Source organism: Candidatus Binatia bacterium (assembly GCA_029243485.1).
Lineage (GTDB): Bacteria > Desulfobacterota > Binatia > UBA12015 > UBA12015 > VGTG01.
The window spans coordinates 14,180-35,522 of sequence record JAQWRY010000062.1 but is presented as its reverse complement, the minus strand read 5'-3'; the positions used below and the strand labels follow the sequence as shown (position 1 = coordinate 35,522).

Genomic DNA, 21,343 nt, shown 5'->3' with positions numbered 1-21,343 from the left:
GTGCGGCATCCGAACTCAATAGCGGACGCGGAAGTCTACCAGGTCGTCGCCCGAAGGTTCGGCGTTTTGCGTTACGTCGTGGACGTGCGCTCCGGGCGGGCCATGATGGCACCACTCCAGGAACGAGTTCATCGCGCTCGGGGTGCCCTCCGCGACGATCTCGACGGATCCGTCCCCCCGGTTTCTCGCCCAGCCGACCAGTCCCAGCCGCAGTGCTTCTTCACGGGCGGAACCGCGGAACCAGACGCCTTGCACGCGTCCCCGGATTGCTAGCCGCAGACGCATGCGATCTCAGGGGGGAGGGGTCAGTCCTTCCGGGTGACTTTGGTCGCTTGTGGACCCTTGTCACTGTCCGAGATCTCGAACTCCACTTCCTGGCCTTCGGCGAGAGTCTTGTATCCCTCACCTTCAATGGCGGAGTAGTGCACGAAGATCTCGGGGCCTCCATCCTGCACGATGAAGCCGTAGCCCTTCGCGTTGTTGAACCACTTGATGCGACCCTGTGGCATAAGATGCTCCACTTCTAAAACTCGGCGAGTCACTCCAATCATCGGGGAGACGCACTCGCAGTCTTTCTTGGCGAACCTGATATCAGAAGCAAACGAGAAGGCGAAGCATGGATTCGTATTTTTCGAATTTGTCGGGGGCAACACCTAGTGCCTACGATGCACTAGCCCTCGGCGGGGAGCGTGACGCGGTAGGTTGCGTTGCCGCGCCGCACGATGATCGAAATGGGCCCGATGCCGCGGAGTCGCGCGACTGCGCGTCGGTACGTTGCGACCGTTACTATTGGTTTCTGTTCCATGGCGAGCAAGAGGTCGCCCGGCTCTATCCCGGCGCGTGCCGCGTGACTGCGTCGCCGGACTTCCGTGATCGCGACCGCCTCCTTGGTCGCGCCTTCGTCGACCCGGAGGCCGAGTCGGTGCCACCCAATGTCGTCGATCCGCTCTTCGCTGAGCGCCGCCGCGATGATCGTGACCGCGACGCGTTCGTCGGCGCGGTGCACTTCGAGCTCCATGGGCGTCCCGACCCCTGCGCTTGCCAATCGTTCGTCGAATTCCACGCGGTCGCGGATGGTTTGCCCGTCGAGCGAGGCGACGATGTCGCCGACTTCGAGTCCGGCGGACTCGGCGGGGCTCCCCGGATCCACGTTGCGGACGACGACACCGCGCGTCGCCTTCGTCTCGAGCGCTGCGGCCAGCGCCGGGGTGAGGTCTTGTACGAGGACGCCGGTGTGGCCGACGCGTACGTAGCCGTGGTCGATCAATTCCTGGACGGCTCGCGAAGCCCGAGCGGCGGGGATCGCGAAGCCGATGTTCTCCGCGCGGCCCCAGATCGCGGTGTTGATGCCGATCAGTTCGCCGTGGATGTTGAGGAGGGGCCCCCCGGAGTTCCCTGGATTGATCGAGGCGTCGGTCTGGATGAAGTCGAAGTAGGTGCGCTCTTCGAGTCGCAGGGAGCGTCCCGTCGCGCTGATCACCCCCGTCGTGACGGTATGGGAGAACCCGAACGGGTTTCCGATCGCGATGACGCTCTCGCCGATCATCAGGTCGTGACTGGGCCCGAACATCGCGTGGGGTAGGTCGGTTCCCTCGATCCGCAGCACGGCGAGATCGGCGTGCTCGTCCGTTCCCACGAGCGTAGCTTCGAACTCCCGCTCGTCGGCGAGAGTGACGGTGATGCGGTCACCGCGGGCGACGACGTGGGCGTTGGTGACGACGTAGCCGTCGGCACGGACGAGGACGCCGGAGCCGAGGCTCGTCCGCTTGTACTGCCGATGGCGGGGTTGCGAGAAGCGTCCGAAGAAATCCTGGAAAAACGGGTCGGGACGGACCACGATCAGTTCTTCGGCGGAGATGTTCACCACCGCAGGACGAATCTTCTCGACGGCCTCGACGACGTGCGTTCGCCGCGAGGCTTGCGGTGCCGCCGCCGAGAGGCCGACGGGGGCGACCAGGAATGTCGCGACGAGGGCGAGCTGAAGGAGTCGTCGAGTCACGGGTCTGGTGTCAGGAGCCGGCCTTTGGGCCGACCACGGAGATCTCCTGCGTCGGATCGCGAACGTCGAGGTAGGTGTAGCCCGACAAGCCCTCCTCGTAGCGGCGGCGAAGACGCGCGGACTCTTCCACGGAGATCCGGCCTTCCCGGAGAGCGACCTCGATCGCACCTCGGGCGCGCTCGACGAGTTCGGGCTTGCTGTACTGGACGTAGCCGAGGACCTCCTCGACGGAGTCGCCTTCCACGAGATGCTCGATTTCGATGCGATCGGCTTCGCCGAGTCGGACGTGAACGGCGTCGGTGTCACCGAAGAGGTTGTGAAGGTCGCCGAGGATCTCCTGGTACGCTCCGACGAGGAAGATCCCGATGTAGTAAGGCTCGCCGTTGACCCCGTGGAGCTCCAGGACGTTCTTCGTATCGTGTCGGTCGATGAACTGGTCGACCTTTCCGTCGGAGTCGCACGTGAGGTCGGCGAAGACGCCCCGACGGGTCGGGCGCTCGTTCAGGCGATGCAGGGGCATGACGGGAAAGAGCTGCTTCACCGCCCAGTGGTCGGGGGCGGATTGGAACACGGAGAAGTTGCCGTAATAGGTGTCGGCCATCGCGCGCTCGAGGCCTTGGAGTTCGTCGGGCACGTACTCCATGTCCTGCACGAGGCGTAGAATGCGGGCGCAGCAGGCCCAGAACAGGCGCTCGCAGGTTCCGCGAGTCTTCAGATCCAGGTAGCCGAGGTTGAAAAGCGTGAGCGCTTCTTCCTTGGCCTGGACGGCGTCGTGGTACGCCTCGATCGTGTTCTTCTGCGTGATTGATTGGAACGTCTCGTACAGCGTGTGGACGACCTTGTGGTCTTTCTCGGCCGGCACCGCAGGGGCCGACTTCGGGAGCACCTCGTTCACGCCGAGCACGTTGAAGACGAGAACAGAGTGGTGCGCGACCATGGCGCGACCCGTCTCGGTGATGATGTCGGGATGCGCGACGTTCTTCTCGTTGCAGGCCTCGACGACGGTCGAGATGATGTCGCGGGCGTACTCGGTGTTCGTGTAGTTCATCGACGACGCGAAGTTCGTCTGCGAGCCGTCGTAGTCTACGCCGAGGCCGCCGCCGACGTCGAGGTAGCGCAGGCCGGCGCCCATCTCGACGAGTCCGACGTAGAATCGAGTCGCTTCCTGAACGGCTTCGCGGATGGCCCGGATGCTCGTGACCTGGGAGCCCACGTGGAAGTGGACGAGCTCGAGGCAATCGAGCATGCCCTTCTCGCGGAGCCGCTCCACGGTGACGATCAGTTCGTCGGCGGTGAGCCCGAACTTGCTGCGGTCTCCGCCGGATTCCACCCAACGACCGGCACCGCGCGCGGAAAGCTTTGCCCGCACGCCGAGGTGAGGTCGGATGCCCAGCTCGTCGGCGACTTCGAGCGCCAGGTCGAGTTCGTGAAATCGGTCGAGGACGATGATGGGGGTTCGGCCGAGCTTCTGGGCGAGGAGTGCGATCTCGATGTAGGCGCGATCCTTGTAGCCGTTGCACACGATCAAGGAATCCGGAGTGTCGGCGATCGGCAGAATGGCGAGGAGTTCGGGCTTGCTGCCGGCTTCGAGGCCGACGCCGTGGCGGCGTCCGAAGTCGATGACTTCCTGCACCACGTGGCGCTGTTGATTCACTTTGATCGGGTACACGGCCCGGTGGCGGCCGGTGTACTGGTGCTCCTCGATCGCGCTTCCGAAACACTGCGAGAGTTCGCGCAGGCGGGTAGCGAGGATGTCGGAGAACCGGACGAGCAGCGGGAGGCGGAGGCCACGGCCACGCAAGTAGGTAATCAGCTCGCCGAGGTCGATACCGGGGCCACGATCCCCACGCGGACGCACTTCGACGTTCCCGTTTCGGTTGATCGTGAAGAACCCGGAGCCCCAGGCGTGTACGTCGTAGAGCTCGAGGGCGTCCTGGATGGTCCAGCTGCGCATCGCGTCGAGTTATACCGACGCGTGGGAGGCGGCGCCATGGGTGTTCAGCGCTCCAGAAGGGCTTTCGGACCGTGCCAAACAAGGCGCGCGGAGTCGAGCCGGACCCGCGCGGAGCCTAGGTGCTTGTCGAGGTCGGAGATCTCCGCTTCGGCCAGTCGGATCTCGTCCTCGCGGACCCGATCGTTGACGATCCGCAGCGCGCGGAGGCGGTCCAGCTCGGCGCCGAGGTCGGTGGTGACTGCGCGCCGCGCGCGGTGGACGAGGCGGCGTCGCGCCGGCTCCGAGGCCGCCAGAGCAGCCTCGAACATTGCGGGCAGTACGTGGGTGCTCACCTCGGGGCGGGCGAGGAGGGCGTCAGGGCGCGCGCCCTCGGTTGCGGCGGCAGCGAGTGCATCGCCGTCGGTCGGCTCGCCGCGTTGATCGATCACGACGCGCACCGGCGTGGGGGGCAGGAATCGGTCGATCGCGAGCTCGCGGGGCGCTAGGGCCTCGATGACGAAGTGTACCTCCAAAAGCAGGCCCTTGGGGTCCTCTGCCTGCCAGAGGGCGAACGCGCTGTTGCCACGTTCGGAACCGAGGAGCAGTTCGAGGGCGCCGAGCGCGAGGGGGTGGTCCCGCGTGAGGAACACCAGGTCCTCTCTGCGGAGTGCGACTTCTCTCGAGAATGTCGCGGAGAGCCCCGCCGCGGGGAGCCCGGGGATCGCGTCGACGTAGAGGCCATCGGTACCGAGTCGGTAGCTTCGGGGGCTGACCTCATCGACGTCGACACCGAAGTATTCGAGAAGCCGGATCAGGTACCGTTCGAAGCCGAGGTCGGAGTCCTCCGCGGCGATCGATTGACGGACCGTGTCGGCGCGCTCGGGCCGAAGCGAGCTGCGTTCGAGGAGTCGATCCCGACCCTGCTCGAGCCGTCGAGCGATGTCTTCGCGGTGCCCGCGGCTCTGCTCGAAGAGACTCTTCTCGCCCTCGAGGTCGGGGTCGCCGGCCGCGACGCGTTCGAGCGCCGCGCGAAGCGGAGCTTCCACAAGGGCCAGGACCTCGGTCCCTCCCCGCAGGCTCTGTGCGAAGTCGTCGAGCGCCTCGTGGTGCCAGCGGGCGAGCAACTCGTGTGCGGTTCCCACCGGGTAGGGGACGTGAATGTTGACGTCGCCTTGCTGACCGATCCGATCGAGCCGACCGATCCGCTGCTCCAGGAGTTCGGGGTCGATGGGAAGGTCGAACAGCACGAGGTGGTGGGCGAACTGGAAGTTGCGTCCCTCGCTGCCGATCTCGGAGGACAGCAGTATGCGGGCACCGCTCGGCTCCGCGAACCAGGCGGCGTTGCGATCTCGTTGGAGGAGCGAGAGCCCCTCGTGGAACTCTGCGAGCTTCAGCTGCGCTCGGTCCTCGAGGGCAGCGATGATGGCCTTCACTTGCTCGCGCTTGTGACAGATGAGCAGGACCTTTTCGTCTCCGACGTTGCCAAGGAGGTCGAGGAGCCACGGGGTCCGGGGGTCCGAAGAGTAGTCGTACGGGGAGGTGTCCGCGTGTTCTGGGCCGCCCTCGAGCGGGACGAGATGCGGGATGCGTCGTGGAAAGCCCGCGATCGCGGCGCGGGTGTTTCGGAAGAGAACCCGGCCAGTGCCGTGGCGATCGAGGAGGTCGGACACGAGCTTTGCGCGCGCATCTTCATCTCCCGCTGCGACGCCGGCGAAACCGGCTGCGAGAGTTCCGGTCGGATCGTTTGCCAGGACGCCCGTCCGCTGTGTTTCGGGGATCGCCGTCCCGTCGAGAAGGCTGTCGACGAGGTCGGCGATTCCTGCAAATCCGTCTCGCTCGCTTCGGAAGGCCTCCAGATCTGTGTGTCGCTCGGGGTCGAGCAGTCGCAGCCGAGCGAAGTGGCCTCCTTCGCCGAGCTGCTCGGGCGTACCCGAGAGCAGCAGGGTGCTCGGTGAGCGGTGAGACAAGGCTTCGACGAGTCGATAGCCGTCGCTAGGCTCGTCCTCGGACCAGGCGAGCCGATGCGCTTCGTCAACGATGAGCATGTCCCAGCCAGCCTCGACCGCGGCCTGCGCGTCTTCCGGACTCGAGAGCAAGAAGTCGAGGCTAGTCAGCACCAGCTGTTCCTCGAGGAACGGGTTTGCGTCTGGCTCGGTCGCGCGGATCGAGTCGCAACGTTCCCTGTCGTAGAGTTTGAACCAGAGGTGGAAGCGCCGGACGAGTTCGACGAACCACTGGTGCACGAGGGATTCGGGCACGAGGATGAGAGCGCGGCCGACGCGCCCGCCGAGCAGCTGTCGGTGGAGAACCAGGCACGCTTCGATGGTCTTCCCGAGTCCGACCTCGTCGGCGAGCAGCACTCGCGGTGCGTGCCGTGATGCGATCTCACCGGCGATGTAGAGCTGGTGGGGGATGAGGTCGATCCGGCCCCCGAGGAAGCCGCGGACGGTCGAGCCCCGAACGTGACTGAGATGCGTCAGTCCCTCGGTGCGCAGCGCGTGGGCCCGCGCTTCGTCGACCTGGCCGCGCTTCAGGCGCTCATCGGGTCCTCCGGCGGAGAGCGTGTCGGTCAGCTCGTCCTCGGTAAGCTCCTGGCCGTCGCCGCGGTACAGGAGGAGGTGTCCGTCTTCCACCACCTCTTCGATGGCGAAGCTCACACCGTCTCGACCGCTGATCCGATCGCCGCTCTTGAAGCGGATTCGGCGCAGCGGCGCGGAGGCCGCGGCGTAACGGCGGTGGTCGCCCGTTGCGCGGAACACGATCTCGATCTGGCGACCATCGATCTCGATGAGGGTCCCCAGGCCGAGCTCGGGCTCGGCCTCACTGATCCAGCGTTGTCCGATGGCGAAGGTGCTCACGAGAGCGGAGCAGCCTAGCGGACGAAGCCTGGAGCTTCATCTTGGAGCCTGATCCAAGAGGGCTCCTACCGGAGGAGCCGGCGGGTTGGTCGGCAGGAGCAAAGTGCCGCAGGACGGGGAATGGCCGAACGCCGTCGGCGGTGATCTGAATTCCACGCCGTACTCGGAGGCGATCGATCGGCTGCCCGCAGCGGGGCTGACCGATGTGTGGGCGGAGCTTCACCCGCACGGTGGTGGCGCCACCTTCGACACACGTCGCTTCGTTCCGTCGAGCCGGCTGCGACTAAGAGCATCGATTCCCTGTTCGTCGACCACGCCAGCGTTCTGTCCGCGCGGCTCTTCTTGGAACTCCCGTAGGCTGGCGGGGGCGGGCCGAGGCGGTGCCTCCGTGGGTTTCTGACCACACCGGCGTGTTCGCGGTCATCGCACCGGACGGGTATGCGGGTCCGGAGGCTTCTGATGGACCCTGATAGAATCCTACGGACCGCGTTGTGGGTCACCGCTGTGTTCAACGTGGTCTTCGCCCTCGTCGCCTCCATGCCGGACTCGGTTTTGGGGCAGGTGGCCGGTCTCCCCGGCGGCGTGCCGGCAGTCTACGCGATACTTCTGGCATGGACGATCGCCCTGTTCGGGCTGCTCTATGGCTGGTTGGCCCAGCAGGCTGAGATCCAGCGGCCCCTCGTGGCGTTTGGTGCGCTGGGGAAGGGGGGCGTGGTCGCCATCGTGTGCGCTCTTTGCGTAGGTGGTTCGGTTCCAGGGCAGATCGCCTTTCTCGCCAGCGGGAATCTGTTCTTTGCGGGCCTGTTCGTATGGTGGCTACGGGCCAATGCCGGCGCCGCAGTTTCTCCGGGAATTTCCAGCCAGGGGTTGGCGCGCCCCTGCCGGTCGTGGCAACAAAAGGGTGGGGCGGTCTGCGAGAGATGAAGTCGGTCGATGAGCGATACGGCGCGCTGTTGCGCCGGTGTCTGGACGAGGGCGACGAGCCGACGATCATGGCCGAGGCGCGGTCGATCGGCGGAGAGCTCGACGACCAGGGCGTGCCACACTCCGCGATGGAGGAGATCCACGCGGGTGCGCTCCGTCGGCTGGCGGAGGCGTCGCCGGATGTTCCGCTGGGTGTCGCCGCTCCTCGCATCGCAGAGCTGATGCTCGAGATCGGACGCGCGTACGAGGCGGCGCGCCGTCGCCGGATGAGCGATCTGTCGCGCGACGACGATGTCCCGAGCAGCTTCGCCGACGATGACTTCCTCGTTTTGCTGACGCACGAGCTGCGCACGCCGCTCTCGCCGATCCTCACCTGGGCCGAGTTGCTTCGGGCTGAGACCATGGACGCCGCACAAACGGCATCGGCGATCAGTGCGATCGAACGGAACGCACGCTCGCTGCAGGCCATGATTGACGATCTTTCCGTTGCGGCGCGGGCCGCATCGGGTCGTCTTCCGTACACCCCGGATCGGGTCGCTATCGGTCCCCTCGTGGCCGACATCGCGGAGTCGTTCCGCGCGGAAAGCGAGGGCAAGGGCGTCAAGATCGTGTATCGCTGCGAAGACTCCCTCGTCGTCTCGGGAGAGACGCGGCGGTTGCGCCAGATTCTACGGAACCTCGTAGGCAACGGCGTGAAGTTCACGTCACACGGCGGGAGGGTGGAAGTCGAAGCGAGTCGGTCGGGCAAAATGGTCCGTCTCGTCGTGACGGACACGGGCGGGGGACTCGGAGCGGCGGATTTGAGCCGCATTTTCGACCGCGTCTGGCCGGTCTCGAGCGCGATCACTCGACGCCATCGCGGGCTCGGTCTCGGGTTGGCGGTCGTGCGTCGGCTCGTACAAGTTCATGGCGGTTCCGTGGTTGCCCAGAGCGGCGGCAATGGCCGCGGGGCTTCGTTCGCGGTCGAGTTGCCGGCCGCGGAGCCCCCAGAGGCGGGCGTCGAAGAGGCGTCCCGGGAGGAGGCCGCGTGCGGAGATCTATCCGGTGTTCGCGTTCTGGTGGTCGACGACGAACCGGACGCGACGCAGGCTGCGAGTGCGCTGCTCGCCCACTGGGGGGCGGACGTTCGCACGGTCGGCAGTGCGGAAGAAGCTCTCGGCGCGCTCGTGAGTTTCAAACCGCGCGTCCTCGTCTCCGACCTCGCGATGCCGCGGCATGATGGGTACGCGCTGATGCTCGCCATCCGAGAGAACGAGGCACGCTCCCGAGTGCCACGACTGCCTGCGATTGCGCTGACCGCGCACAGTCGCGAAGAAGAACGGCGCAAGGCGATCGCGTCGGGCTTCGACGCCGTCGTTTCGAAACCGATTGAATCAGACGAACTCCTCGAGACGCTCGGCGTCCTCGCGTCCGAAGACTAGCGGGGCGCAGCGCCGGCCTAGCCCGGCAGGCCCAGAAGCTGCCGTGCGATCACGGAGCGCTGGATCTCGGACGTACCGCCGAGCAGTGTTTCGGCCCGCGAGTAGAGATAGGAGCGGAGCCACCGACCCTCCCATGGGGACCTTGGGTCGTCGCTCGCGAGTAGAGCCTCGGGCCCGAGTGTCTTCACGCTGAGGGCTCGGAGGCGCTGGGAGACCTGGCTTCCGAATAGCTTCTCGAGCGACGAGGCGGGGCCCGGGTTGCCCCCGCGCTGGTCGGTCGTGAGCCCGCGGCATCCGAGGAGTCGCATGATTTGGAGATCGATGTGCGCGGCGGCGAGCGCCTGGCGGAGAAGCGGTGCCTCGGACTCGCCGCGGGCTCGGACCAAAGCGACGAGTCGGTCGAACTCGTGGCGGAGGTGCCCTTGGAAGAGGAAGGTCCACATCGGGCCACGCTCGTGGCTGAGGATTCCCATTGCGACCGACCAGCCGGCTCCCTCCGCTCCGAGCCGATTCGAAACGGGGACGGACACGTCGTCGAAGAACACTTCGTTGAACTCGGCGTCGCCGGTGAGTTGGCGAAGCGGTCGGACTTCGATGCCGGGGCTGCGCATGTCCACGAGGAGAACGGAGATGCCTGCGTGTTTGGAAGCGCTCGGATCGGTTCGTGCGAGAAGAAAGCACCAGTCTGCGACGTCGGCCACGCTCGTCCACACCTTTTGTCCGTTCACGATGTAGTTGTCGTCCCGGCGCTCGGCGCGTGTCGCGAGGCTCGCCAGGTCGGAGCCGGCGCCCGGCTCCGAGAAGCCCTGGCACCAGAACTCCTCGCCGGTGCGCATCCGGTCGAGATGGCGACGCTTCTGTGCGTCCGAGCCATGAGCGATCAGTGCGGGGCCCACGAGGTCGAGCCCGACGTGGCCGAGGAGGCGAGGGGCTCGGGCCCGCAGAAGTTCGGTCTGGAGGAGAATGCGCGTGCCCAGTGATGCCTCCCGGCCACCGCTCGCTGCCGGCCATCCGAGCGCGACGTAGCGCTCCGATGCGAGTCGCGCTTGCCATTGCCGGGCGATTTCACGGGTCTCCGCCGTCCACGGCTCGCGTGGGTGCTCGGTCCTCCATGCGTCGGGCAGGTTCCGGTCGAGCCAGGCGCGCAGGTCGCGTTGGAAGGCGCGCTCGTCGTCAGTCGGGTCAAAGTCCATCGTTCGCCTCCGCGGCTTGCTCACGATCCCCGATTCGGTTCAAGGTCGAGACGCCGGTTGGCCTCTGAGGCGTGCTACTCTCGGTGGTGCCGATGCCTCGGTCACCCGTCATTCTGCACGCCGACATGGACGCCTTCTACGCGTCGGTCGAACAGCGCGATCGACCCGAGTTGCGGGGCCGTCCGGTCGTGGTGGGGGGGAAGCCGCCGCGGGGCGTGGTATCGGCGGCATCGTACGAGGCGCGTCGTTTCGGCGTGCATTCGGCAATGCCGGCGATCGAAGCGCAACGCCGCTGTCCCGAGGCCGTGTTCCTCTCCGGTGATCTGGGAAAGTACGGCCGGGTCTCGAAGCAGATTCGGGCGGTGTTCGAGGAGTTTTCCCCGGACATCGAGCCGCTCTCCCTCGACGAGGCCTTCATCGACATCACGTCGACCATGCGGGCCCTCCGGGCGGACTCACCGCTCGAAGTTGGAGAGCGGCTGAAGGCCCGCGTGATGGAAGACGTCGGACTCGTGGTTTCGGTCGGAATCGGGCCCGTGAAGATGGTCGCGAAAATCGCGAGTGATCTGTCGAAGCCCGACGGTCTGCTTGAGGTGCCCGCCGGCGAGGTCCGGAGCTTCCTCAAGCCGCTGCCGATCTCGCGCCTGTGGGGAGTCGGTGCCGTCACCGAAGAGAAGCTGCGTCTGAGGGGAATCCTCACCATCGGCGATCTGGCTCAGATCGAAGATCGCGCGGTCCCCACGGGGCTTCGGAGGCTCTGGCACCTTGCCCAGGGAGACGACGTGCGGACGATCGAGCGCGACCGGGACGCGCGCTCGTACGGCGAGGAAAACACGTTTGCGATTGATGTCGAAGACGACCAGATACTCGGAGACGTCATCGGACAGCATGCGGAAGCCGTGGCGCGACGCCTGCGACGCGACGAAGTTCTCGCACGCGTCGTTCGGCTGAAGGTCAAGTCGACCGAGAAGCTCGAGCGCCCGGGAGGGTACCGCTCCTACACCCGCCAACTCACGCTGCCTGAGGCGACCGACGACGGCGCGACTCTCGCGGAGGCGGCGCGGGCTCTGCTGCGGGACGGGGAGCTGCCGAGACCGATCCGCCTCGTCGGAGTCACGGCAGCGGGGATCCAGCAGGTGGAGCAGGGTGGAGGACGACAGCTCTCGATTTTCGACGCGCCGCGCAAGCACGAGCTCAACGAGGCGCTGGACAAGATCGCCGATCGCCATGGGAAGGACGCGGTCCGCCGAGGCGCCGGTGGTGTCGTCCGGGCGTCACTGACCTCGCAGATCAAACGAGGCGATTGAGCCGCTCGGGGTACGCCTAGACGGGATGCGGTTCGATCGGAGCCGTGACGTTGGAGCGTAGGATCGGCGTTGCCTTCTCGAGCGCTGTTTCGAGATCGCGTGCGACGACCGGTTTCCTCAGGAAATCGTCCATGCCGGAAGAGAGACACGTCTCGCGATCCTGCACGGAAGCGTTCGCCGTCATGGCGATAATCCGCGGTTGCGAGTTCGCAGGAAGGGTCGCGCGGATTCGCTCCGTCGCCGCGAGGCCGTCCATCTCGGGCATCTGCATGTCCATTAAAATGACGTCGTATGGCTGGCGTGAGATGGCCTCGACGGCTTCGGCGCCGTTCGCGGCGACGTCGGCACGGTAGCCCATGCGCTCGAGCATCTTGATCGCGACGCGCTGGTTGATGCGATTGTCCTCGGCGAGGAGCACCCGCAGCGGGTGACGTCGTTCGAGTTTGCAATCGACCTCGGAGGGGTTCGCCGGGCGGTTCGCCTCGGTTTCAGGCGGGCCCAGCGCGCTGGCGAGCACGCGTTCCAACTGGCCGAGGTGGATCGGCTTGGTGAGCACGGCGGTGAACTCTCCGCGCGCGTCGTCGTCGATACGGAACGCGCCCATGTCGTCGGCAGCAACGGAGCTCAGGAGAATCCGGGGCGCCAGTCGCACGGCGCTCTGGTTTCGCAGCTCGCGTCCGAGCGAGACGCCGTCCATGTCCGGCATGAGGAAGTCGAGGACCGCGATGTCGTAGCGGCCTCCTTGCTGGATCCACGCGAGGGCCTCAGCTCCCGACGAGGCGCATTGTACGTCCATGCCCCAGGACCGGCCTTCGCGCTCGAGGATCACGCGGTTCGTTGCATTGTCGTCCACGACGAGGAGGCGACGGCCTCGGAGGGTGTCGAGCTTCAAGTTGCCATCGGAGTTGGTGGTAGCCGCCGCTCGCGTCTGGATGGTGAACCGGAACGTCGAGCCGAGGCCTTCCTCGGTCTCGACGGACATCTCACCGCCCATCATCTCGGAGAACCGGCGGGCGATGACGAGGCCGAGCCCCGTACCGCCGTAGCGGCGCGTTGTGGACGAGTCGACCTGGGTGAACGGTTGGAAGAGCCGTTCGACGCGGTCGGCAGGAATGCCGATCCCCGTGTCGCGTACAGAGAACTCGAGTTCGCAGGCGTCTCCGTCGCGCGAGCGCACTTCGACCGAAACGACGATTTCGCCGCGTTCGGTGAACTTGACCGCGTTGCCGAGCAGGTTCGCCAGAATCTGTCGCACGCGGGTGATGTCGCCCAGGACTATCTGGGGCACGTCGGGTCCGAGGCAGTACGCGAGTTCGAGGCTCTGCTCGGCGGCACGTAGCGAGACGAGATCCATGGCCTCGGTCACGCAGCGTCCGATTTCGTAGGGTTGTTCTTCGAGTTCGACCCGCCCGGACTCGATCTTCGAGAAGTCGAGGATGTCGTTGATGATCGAAAGAAGACTCTCGCCACTCGTGCGAATGATGCCCGCGTACTCGTTCTGCTCCTGATCGAGTTTCGTATCGAGAAGCAGCCCGGTCATGCCGATCACGCCGTTGAGGGGCGTCCGAATCTCGTGGCTCATGTTCGCGACGAACTCGCCCTTGGCGCGCGCCGCCTCTTCAGCGACGTCGCGTGCGGCGACGAGTGCCTCGTGGGAGCGAGCGCGCTCGATCGCGATGGCGCTCAGGTTGGCTGCCATCTCGAGGAGTTCGAACTGCGCCTGCGAGGGGTCGCGAGCGACTTCGTAGTAGGCGCTGATGGTGCCGAGTAGAGTTCCGTCGGCGCCTCGGATCGGCTCGGCCCAGCAGCCGCGCAAGCCGCTCGCGAGCGCAACCGCGCGGTCGTGCTTCCAAAGAGGGTCGGACTGGATGTCGGGTGTCACCACGCGTTGCGCGCGGAAGGCCGCGGTCCCACTTGCGCCTTCACTCGGGCCGATGGGTACCACCAGGGTCTCGATCACGAATTGCTCGGGAAGCGCGGGGGCGGAGTTCAGCGACAGGACGGGGACGTCCTCTTCGGAGCAGAGCAGTCGCACGGCGGCGCGTAGCGACGGCTCTCGCTCTTGGACGCTGTCGATCAGGGCGTGAAAGACCTCTTCGAGTGGCGCGTCTCGCGCGACCAACTCGAGGACCCGCTGCTGCCCTTCTTGCAGGAGATCGGCTCGTGCTCTCTCGCGCCGCTGGCGATCGAGCACTGAAGCGAGCCAGACACTCGCACTGATGAAGGCGAACGCCGCGACGAGCGTGTTGGCGGGGACGGAGACCGCCGGCTCCTGGAAGGCAACCTCTGCGGTCACGCCGAGAGCCGCGGCCAACGCGACGGCAATCTGCGGGCGGGTGCCCCATGGGAAGGCGACTCCCGTCGCCACGGAGATGAAGGTGAGGGTGAACGCTCCGCGAACCGGGTCCGCGTACACGATCGCACCGACCGTCGGGACTGCGAGAACGCACAACACCAGGCCTGCCGAGGTGACCGCGAGAGCTCGCCACTCTCCCGTCGCGAGCCGGCGGATGACGAGGAGGCCGAGGAACGAGATCAAAACGCCGCCGAGCTTCGTCGAGATCAGCACGACCTGGCCGACGCCGGTCAGCTTCAGATCGGGCAGGATCGAGAAGGAGATCGAGATCGCCGCGAGCCAGCACAGGCCGCGTATGTGGTCGGCGAGAACCGGCTGTGTTTCGCTATGGAGGACCGCACGGAGCCGGTCTCCTACTCTGGGCGTTCCCATCTGAAGTTTGAGTGCGCAAGAAGTATGCCCCCGCGCGTCGAACGATTGCCCTAGGGAATTTCGGATCTGCGGCGCGCTGTGCGTCAAGTTCTCGACGCTTTTCGCCCAAAATCGTCAGTTTGCATGACGGCGGCGGGGTCCTGGATCCTTCGGACTCGGGACCCTAGAGCAGCGCGAGTTGCTCTCCTGGCGTGGGCGGGCGTCGGAACGATGAGGTGTCGAGGGGGCGAAGCGGTGAATCGAGCCGGTAGCGCCGCGCGCTCGCGGCGAAGAGGGCGGCAAGGGTGCGCGCGTACTCGCCTTGGCCCCGCATGCGGCGGCCGAACTTGGAGTCGGACAGGCGACCGCTGCCGCCGCGTGTTTCCTGAATCCGGTGGACGACGCGGTCTCGTCGGTCGGGGAAGTGGCGCCCGAGCCATTCGACGAACAGTTCCTCTACGGGGTGGGGGAGTCGTACCAGGGTCCAGCTGGCACTCTGCGCGCCGGCATCGGCGGCGGCTTCGAGGATTCGGGGGATCTCCTCGTCGGTCAGCCCGGGGATCACCGGAGCGATCATCACGGCGGTGGGCACCCCGGCGTCGGTGAGGCGTCGGATGGCGTCCAGGCGTCGTTCGGGGCTTGCGGCTCGAGGTTCCATGCGACGGGCGATGGTCGAATCGAGAGTGGTGATCGAGATCCGGACCTGCGCCGCGTGGCGGCGGGCGAGGGACGCCAGGAGGTCGGCGTCCCTCGCCACGAGGGCGGACTTGGTGATGATCGCCACGGGGTTGCGGAACTCGGCGAACACTTCGAGGCAACGCCGCGTGATGCGGAGCTGACGCTCGATCGGCTGGTAGCAGTCGGTGTTGCCGGAGAGCGCAACCGTTTGAGGCTCCCAACGCGCGGAGAAGAAGGCCGCGCGCAAGAGGAAGGGAGCCTCCTCCTTCACTGTGATTCGGGTTTCGAAGTCGATGCCCGCGTTCCAGCCAAGGGTCTCGTGGCTGGGGCGGGCGTAGCAGTAGATGCAGCCGTGCTCGCAACCTCGGTACGGGTTTAGGCTGTACTGGAAGCCGATGTCAGGGCTGTTGTTCCCGGCCAGGATCGAGCGGCTGGCGTCGCGGTGAAACGAGGTGGCGATCGCCGGGCTGGTCGGCTCGAGACCCTGATCGATCTGGCTCTGTCGTTCCTGGTCGAGATCGGCCCGGAGCAGCTGGATGCCGTCGAATCGGTTGGGCGGTTCGAGACCGGTTCCTCGGCCCGGGAGTTGTGCGGTCGACATTCGCCATTTGTTCGCCTTTTGGGGGAAAGTGTCAAGAGGCGAGTCAGATCCAGCGGCGCAGACCGTAGTAGAGCAGTCCGATGTACTCGTGCAGCGCTTGGGAGACGACGCTCGCGCGCTCGGGCGGTTCCCCCTCGATCCGGGGGACCGGCGCCGCGCCGACGTCCACGCCCTGCTTTTGGAAGCAGAGCTTGGCTCGGCGCATGTGGATCGCGCTGGTCACGAGGAGGATGGAGGGTTCGCCGCGCTTTCGGACCAGGGAGGCCACCTCCTCGGCGTTCTCCGCGGTCCGGCTGGAGTGGCCCTCGATCTCGATCTGGTCCTCGGGGACGCCGAAATCGACCGCGAGGGCTTTCATGGCCGGGCCGCTCGGGGGCCGGCCGGGCCGCCGGGGGCCGCCGCTCACGACCAGGTGCTGCGCGAGGCCGTCCCGGTACAGCTGAGCCGCCCATTCCACCCGGGCCTGGGTGGTCGCGTTCAGCAGGCCTTTCGACGTGATTCCACCGCTCAGGACCACGATCCAGGGCCTCGGGCGCAGATCCGGCTCCACGCGCAAGGGCCGGGTCAGGCGGAAGGCGAGCGGGTCCAGCCCGAGGTCCATGGCACGCTGGCCGAGGGACTCCACGGCCCGTTCGACTCGTCTGCGGGCCCGAATCTCACGGGGGTCATAGCGCTCGGCCATTGTTCGCCTGGGCTCGGATTCCATCGTCTCCCGGGGCGATAGCGAACGCCAGCGGGGCCGCAAGCCCAGGCCGGAGCAGGGGTTCGCGCGAGGGCAGTCCCTTGCCTTCGGTGCGCCGAGCCGTGATCATGCTGGATTCGGGGATCGAGTGATCCTCCGCAAGCCTTCGGTGAATTCACCCCCCCGCCAGTCGCTCTCCAAGTTCTCTGAGGTTAGAACCTGATGAATCTGCCCAAATTCGACCGGCCCCCGGCGATCGTCCTGGGGCTCGGCCAAAACGGCCTCGCCACCTGTCGTGCCCTCGGCCGGGTCGGCGTCCCCGTGATCGGCATCGACACGGATCTCACACAGCCCGGTGCCCAGACCCGTTACGCCACGAAGGTCCAATGCGATGACTTCGTGAAGGGCGGGCCGGGCCTGATCGATACCCTCCAGGAGATCGGGCGTTCCCTGGATGAGAAGGCCGTCCTGATCCCGAGCGGCGACTTGAACGTCCAGATGATCTCGCAGCACCGCGACGAACTGGACGAGTGGTTCCACTACCGGCTGCCGTCCAAAGAAGTGCTCGAACTCTTCATGGACAAGAAGTCGTTCTACAAAATCGCGATGGAGCGCGACTACCCGCTGCCGCGCACTTGGTTCACCGACGAGGCGCACGACATTGACGAGATCGTGCGCGACATCTCGTACCCGTGTCTGATCAAGCCGTTCCAGCCGACCGCAAACTGGCGCGACACGTTCGACACGCGGCTGTTCCTGGCCGACTCGGCCGACATGCTGAAGTCGCTCTATGACCTGATCTACCCCGTTCACCAGGATCTGATCATTCAGGAGTACATGCCCGGTGACGACAGTCAGGTAGTGTGGGGCGTCACGTACCTCGACAAGGATCAGAATCCCCTCGCGATCTGGAGCGGGCGAAAGCTGCGCATGTACCCTCGCGGCTTCGGAACCGCGACGCTCGCGGAGAGTCTCAACCAACCTTGGGTCGCGAAGGAAGCCGTGCGCATCCTGCAGGGAGTCGGGCACGTGGGCTACGGCGTGGTCGAGTTCAAGAAGGATCGCCGCGATGGCAGCTACAAGATGACCGAGGCGACCGGGGGACGTACGTGGTTCCCGCATGGCCTCGTGACCCGGTCGGGAATCAACCTCCCGAATATCTGGTACCGCGAGGTGCTCGGCCTGCCGGTCGCTCGGCAAACGAGCTTCGAAGAGGGGGTCAAGTGGATCCACGAGGAGCGCGACCTGAAGACGGTTTCGCTCTACTTCCTGCCCGAGAAACGCCTGACGCCCTGGTCCTGGCTCAAGTCGTACAGCGGCAAACGCACCTATGCGTACGCCGCGTGGGACGATCCGGGCCCGCTTCTGAATTCGTTGTCACGCATCGTGGATGCCGGCATGGGCCGGATCCGTCGCCGCGCGAAACACAAGGAGCCGGAGGCCGAGCGCACCCGCCAGAGCCGTCCGAAGCACCTCGAAGAGTTACTGCTGGCGGCTGATCCGACGGTCGGGCAGGGCCTCCGTCGGGTCACGGTCGATTGAGGACGGTTTGAGCGCAACGAAGGACAGCGGTCCTCCCTCCAAAGGGCAGGGGGAGGGCGCTCGACTGAAGGAAGGGCCCGCGCGCGAACTCGTCGAGGCATCGTTTGCCCGTGAGATCGCGGATGCACCCATTCTCTATCGCGGGCTGAGCCTCTCCGATTTCGCGCATATTCTGATGTTGATGGAGGTCGGCGTCGTTCCGGACGAGCCGGGCCGCGCGTTGCTGGCGCACCTCCTCGACTTGCACGACGTGCCGCTCGAAGACTTCCCGCTCGATCCGACGATCGAAGACGTCTACTCCAATCGCGAGGCGTGGGTGAAGGCGCGCGACGAAGCTGTTGCGGGTTGGATGGGCGCCGGGAGGCCCCGTCGGGAACCGGCGACCATCGCTTACCGGATCGCGGTTCGAGACCGGCTGCTCGAGTTGGCGGCCGAGACGATTGCGGCGGCCGAAGCCCTGATCGCACAAGCGGAAGCGCATCCGACGACGGTGATGCCGGACTACACGTACTTGCAGCCTGCGACACCGACGAGCCTCGGGCACTACTTGCTGTCATTCACGTTCCCGCTTCTTCGCGATCTAGACCGTCTGCGCGAAGTCTTTGCGCGCAACAATCAGTGCCCCGGTGGAATCGGCAACATCAATGGCTCGCGCCTCCCACTCGCGCGATCGCGCCTTGCCGAGCTACTCGCCTTCGACGGCGCCATTGAGAACACCCGGGATGCGATGTGGCAGGTCGATCAACCGATTGAAGTCTTGACCCAGGTGCTGACGCATCTGCTCCATCTGGACCGACTCGCCGAGGATCTGCAGATCTGGAACACGCAGGAGTTCGGCTTGGTGGAGCTCGCCGACCGACACACGCGGATCAGCATGATCATGCCGCAAAAGAAAAACCCTTACTCTCTGGCCTTCGTTCGTGGCATCACGGGGAGCGTGATGGGCCGTCTCGTCTCCATGGCTGCGGTGGGTAAGACCCCCTCGGCTCAGATGGACAATCGAATATTTGCCCTGGGTGAGGTGCCGCGCGCGCTGGACGACGGCATTCGCACGACGAGGCTCATGGCCGGGGTTCTAGCCGGACTCACGTTCGACACGGACCTGATGCGGCAGCGCGCAGGAAAAGGCTTCACCACGTCGATGGACCTGGCCGAACTCGTCATGCAGGCCGAAGGGCTCTCCTACCGTCAATCGCATCGTCTGGTCGCTCTGGCGGTCCGGCTCGAGATCGAAGCCGACCCGAAGGCAGACAGTGTCACCCTGGCACGGCTCGACGACGCGGCACAGCAGGTGCTGGGCCGTTCTCTGGGGATCGATGAGGCGGCGCTCCAGTCGCTGCGGGATCCAGCCGAAGTAGTGGATACGAGAAGGGGTGTAGGGGGGGCGGCCGCAGAGCCGGTCGCCGCCATGATCAAAGAGTGCCGGGCCGCACTGGGGGAACACGCAGCCTGGCGTCAGCAGACCGCCGATCGACTACGAACAAAAGAGGAGGCGTTGCTTGAACTCGCACGTGAGCGAGCGGCTTCGGCCTGAGCAACTTCCCCGAAGACCCCAACCGAGACTGGAGACATACGATGCTCGATTTCTTCTCCCTGCCGACCCGAAGCGCCAAGCCCCGAGATGTGGGTGTCACCCATGTCATGGACAAGGGGATGGGCATTCGTCAGGTCGAGGACATGCTCGATACGTGTTCGGACTACATCGATATCGTGAAGCTCGGCTGGGGCACTGGCTACGTCACGCAGAACGTCATCGAGAAGATCAAGGTGTACCGCGAAGCCGGCATCCCGGTCTGCTTCGGCGGAACGTTGGTCGAGGTCGCGATTCTGCAGAAGCGCTTCGATGAGTTCCGTGACATGGCGCGAGAGGTCGGCGTCACGCACGTCGAGATCTCGAACGGTGTCATCGACATGTCGATGAAGGAGAAGGCGCGTTACATCCGTGAGCTCACCAAGGAATTCACGGTGCTCTCCGAGGTCGGTAGTAAGGACTCGGACAAGGTCATCCCGCCGTTCCGTTGGGTCGAGCTCATCCAGTCCGACCAGGACGCCGGCGCCTGGAAGGTCATCTGTGAGGCGCGCGAGAGCGGTACTGTGGGGCTGTACTTCGGCTCCGGTGAAGCTCGGGCCGGACTGATCGACGAGATCGTCGCCAAGGTCGACCCGGCCGATCTCATCTTCGAGTCGCCGCAGAAGACCCAGCAGGTCTACATGGTTCAGAAGCTCGGGTCTGAGGTGAACCTCGGGAACATCGCGTCGAACGAGGTCATCGCACTCGAGACCCTTCGTCTCGGACTTCGTGGTGACACGATGGCCGACTTCCACGACGTGGAGATTTGGAACAAGCGCCGCAACGCCGAGCTCCAAGCAGAGATCCCGCGACCGGAGCGTCGCTCGCGCGGAGCCCGCTCCGACGCCAAGCCCAAGCTGAAGAGGATTCAGTAGGGCCGGATCACATCGTCGGGCGGACGAGGACGACGCTCGCGTTGTCCGAGCCGCCCGCGTCGATCGCCTGGTCGACCAGGCGTGCGCCGATCTCGTCGACCGGTGCGGATTGCGACAGGCCTTCTCGGATCTGTTCGGGCGTCACGAGCCCGGAGATTCCGTCGCTACAAAGAAGATAGACGTCATCGTTGCGCCAGGAGTCCGAGCCGCTTCCCAGCTGAACCCTTGATTCGATGCCGAGCGCCGCGAGCAGTTCGTTGGTGTGGGCGACGTCGAGCGGGATCTCGCCGCTCTTCGAGAATTTTCCTCCGAAGCGCGTGTGGTCGGCGGTGAGCAATCGGAGCTCGCCCTTGCGGCAGACGTAAAGGCGGCTGTCGCCGACGTATGCCCAGTTCGCGCGACGGGGCGCCATCGACAACGAGAGGGCGACGACCGTCGTGCCCATCGGTCGGGAAGAGGTCTTTCCTCCGGGCCGGCCGGCGGCAAAGATCGCCTCATTGCTCTGGGCAATCGCGTGGGCGAGTCGGTCTCCGTGCTCTGTGGCCGGGTTGCCGGCGAACGAGGAGTGGAGATTCTCGACGGCCATCCGGCTCGCGACCTCGCCGGCTTCGTGGCCGCCCATGCCGTCGGCGACAGCGAACAGGCCGATGTCGGGGAAGCAGCCGATCGCGTCCTGGTTCGTGGGCCGGACCCGACCGGTCTCTGTCCTTGCGTAGCACTCGAGTTGCATGAGCTATGTGCGCCGAAGGCGCGGTTCTCCATGAAGGGCTGCCTGCAAAAAACGCAAACGACCTTCGAACAGGGGACCGCGGATGATATATCGAACGGAGCGCGCCGGAGAAAGGCGGTTCTTGAGGGAGTCGCTCGCGGTCCGCTCGCGCGACGAAAAACCAAGGGGGAAGGTATGTGGCGATTGAAGGCGGATTTGCGGTCGTGGCGCTCGGTGGTGCCAGGAATCTTCTGCGCGCTGGCGCTCCTCGGGGGCTGCGATGGCGGCGCACCGGATCCGCTAACGGTGAGCGTTGAAGACGGGACGCCGGGCCACTACGGAGG

General features: G+C 65.8%; 16 protein-coding genes. 6 read left to right on the top strand and 10 right to left on the bottom strand.

Annotated elements, in window-relative coordinates; genetic code table 11:
• Nucleotides 1-15: 15 nt before the first annotated feature.
• The 5 genes from P8R42_17170 to rapA all read right to left on the bottom strand — a co-directional run bounded on the left by P8R42_17170 (nucleotide 16) and on the right by rapA (nucleotide 6,790).
• Nucleotides 16-285, bottom strand: a complete 270-nt coding sequence (locus P8R42_17170; protein ID MDG2306343.1) for an acylphosphatase — start codon at nucleotides 283-285, stop codon at nucleotides 16-18.
• Between the two features lie 20 nt (nucleotides 286-305).
• Nucleotides 306-509: a cold shock domain-containing protein gene (locus tag P8R42_17165; protein MDG2306342.1), complete on the bottom strand. Its 204-nt coding sequence runs from the start codon at nucleotides 507-509 to the stop codon at nucleotides 306-308.
• A 161-nt stretch (nucleotides 510-670) separates the two neighbouring features.
• On the bottom strand, nucleotides 671-1,999 hold the full coding sequence (locus tag P8R42_17160; protein ID MDG2306341.1) for a trypsin-like peptidase domain-containing protein: 1,329 nt from the start codon (nucleotides 1,997-1,999) through the stop codon (nucleotides 671-673).
• A gap of 10 nt (nucleotides 2,000-2,009) precedes the next feature.
• Nucleotides 2,010-3,953, bottom strand: coding sequence for a biosynthetic arginine decarboxylase (gene speA, locus P8R42_17155; protein MDG2306340.1), 1,944 nt, complete (start codon nucleotides 3,951-3,953; stop codon nucleotides 2,010-2,012).
• A gap of 44 nt (nucleotides 3,954-3,997) precedes the next feature.
• Nucleotides 3,998-6,790 carry an RNA polymerase-associated protein RapA gene (gene rapA, locus P8R42_17150; protein ID MDG2306339.1) on the bottom strand — a complete coding sequence of 931 codons (2,793 nt, stop codon included), beginning with the start codon at nucleotides 6,788-6,790 and terminating at the stop codon, nucleotides 3,998-4,000.
• A gap of 459 nt (nucleotides 6,791-7,249) precedes the next feature.
• Here rapA and P8R42_17145 point away from each other — a divergent pair, with 459 nt between their 5' ends.
• A complete protein-coding gene (locus tag P8R42_17145) occupies nucleotides 7,250-7,714 on the top strand; it encodes a hypothetical protein (protein MDG2306338.1) in 465 nt (154 codons plus the stop codon).
• Complete coding sequence (locus P8R42_17140) at nucleotides 7,711-9,135, top strand: hybrid sensor histidine kinase/response regulator (GenBank protein ID MDG2306337.1); 1,425 nt, start codon at nucleotides 7,711-7,713, stop codon at nucleotides 9,133-9,135. Before P8R42_17145 ends, P8R42_17140 begins: the two co-directional genes overlap by 4 nt.
• A 17-nt stretch (nucleotides 9,136-9,152) precedes the next feature.
• Here P8R42_17140 and P8R42_17135 read toward each other — a convergent pair whose 3' ends face one another.
• Nucleotides 9,153-10,328, bottom strand: coding sequence for an acyl-CoA dehydrogenase family protein (locus P8R42_17135; protein MDG2306336.1), 1,176 nt, complete (start codon nucleotides 10,326-10,328; stop codon nucleotides 9,153-9,155).
• A 92-nt stretch (nucleotides 10,329-10,420) separates the two neighbouring features.
• Here P8R42_17135 and dinB point away from each other — a divergent pair, with 92 nt between their 5' ends.
• Entirely contained in the window at nucleotides 10,421-11,635 is a 1,215-nt protein-coding gene (gene dinB, locus P8R42_17130) for a DNA polymerase IV (GenBank protein MDG2306335.1), read from the top strand.
• Between the two features lie 16 nt (nucleotides 11,636-11,651).
• On the opposite strand, the gene P8R42_17125 is transcribed toward dinB, so the two are convergent.
• The 3 genes from P8R42_17125 to P8R42_17115 form a co-directional block, all read right to left on the bottom strand.
• Nucleotides 11,652-14,363, bottom strand: a complete 2,712-nt coding sequence (locus P8R42_17125; GenBank protein MDG2306334.1) for a response regulator — start codon at nucleotides 14,361-14,363, stop codon at nucleotides 11,652-11,654.
• Between the two features lie 163 nt (nucleotides 14,364-14,526).
• The gene (locus tag P8R42_17120) at nucleotides 14,527-15,621 is read right to left on the bottom strand and encodes a PA0069 family radical SAM protein (protein ID MDG2306333.1); all 1,095 of its coding nucleotides are present in this window, start codon (nucleotides 15,619-15,621) and stop codon (nucleotides 14,527-14,529) included.
• Nucleotides 15,622-15,664: 43 nt separating this feature from the next.
• Nucleotides 15,665-16,246 (bottom strand): YdcF family protein, encoded by a 582-nt coding sequence (locus P8R42_17115; protein ID MDG2306332.1) that lies wholly within the window; start codon nucleotides 16,244-16,246, stop codon nucleotides 15,665-15,667.
• Nucleotides 16,247-16,525: 279 nt separating this feature from the next.
• On the opposite strand from P8R42_17115, the gene P8R42_17110 reads away from it, so the two are divergent.
• The 3 genes from P8R42_17110 to P8R42_17100 are packed head-to-tail and all read left to right on the top strand — an operon-like array spanning nucleotide 16,526 to nucleotide 20,290.
• On the top strand, nucleotides 16,526-17,845 hold the full coding sequence (locus tag P8R42_17110; GenBank protein MDG2306331.1) for a hypothetical protein: 1,320 nt from the start codon (nucleotides 16,526-16,528) through the stop codon (nucleotides 17,843-17,845).
• 7 nt (nucleotides 17,846-17,852) lie between these two features.
• Nucleotides 17,853-19,379 (top strand): lyase family protein, encoded by a 1,527-nt coding sequence (locus P8R42_17105; GenBank protein MDG2306330.1) that lies wholly within the window; start codon nucleotides 17,853-17,855, stop codon nucleotides 19,377-19,379.
• A 41-nt stretch (nucleotides 19,380-19,420) separates the two neighbouring features.
• Nucleotides 19,421-20,290: a phosphosulfolactate synthase gene (locus tag P8R42_17100; protein ID MDG2306329.1), complete on the top strand. Its 870-nt coding sequence runs from the start codon at nucleotides 19,421-19,423 to the stop codon at nucleotides 20,288-20,290.
• 7 nt (nucleotides 20,291-20,297) lie between these two features.
• On the opposite strand, the gene P8R42_17095 is transcribed toward P8R42_17100, so the two are convergent.
• Nucleotides 20,298-21,020 (bottom strand): protein phosphatase 2C domain-containing protein, encoded by a 723-nt coding sequence (locus tag P8R42_17095; GenBank protein MDG2306328.1) that lies wholly within the window; start codon nucleotides 21,018-21,020, stop codon nucleotides 20,298-20,300.
• Nucleotides 21,021-21,343 lie beyond the last annotated feature (323 nt).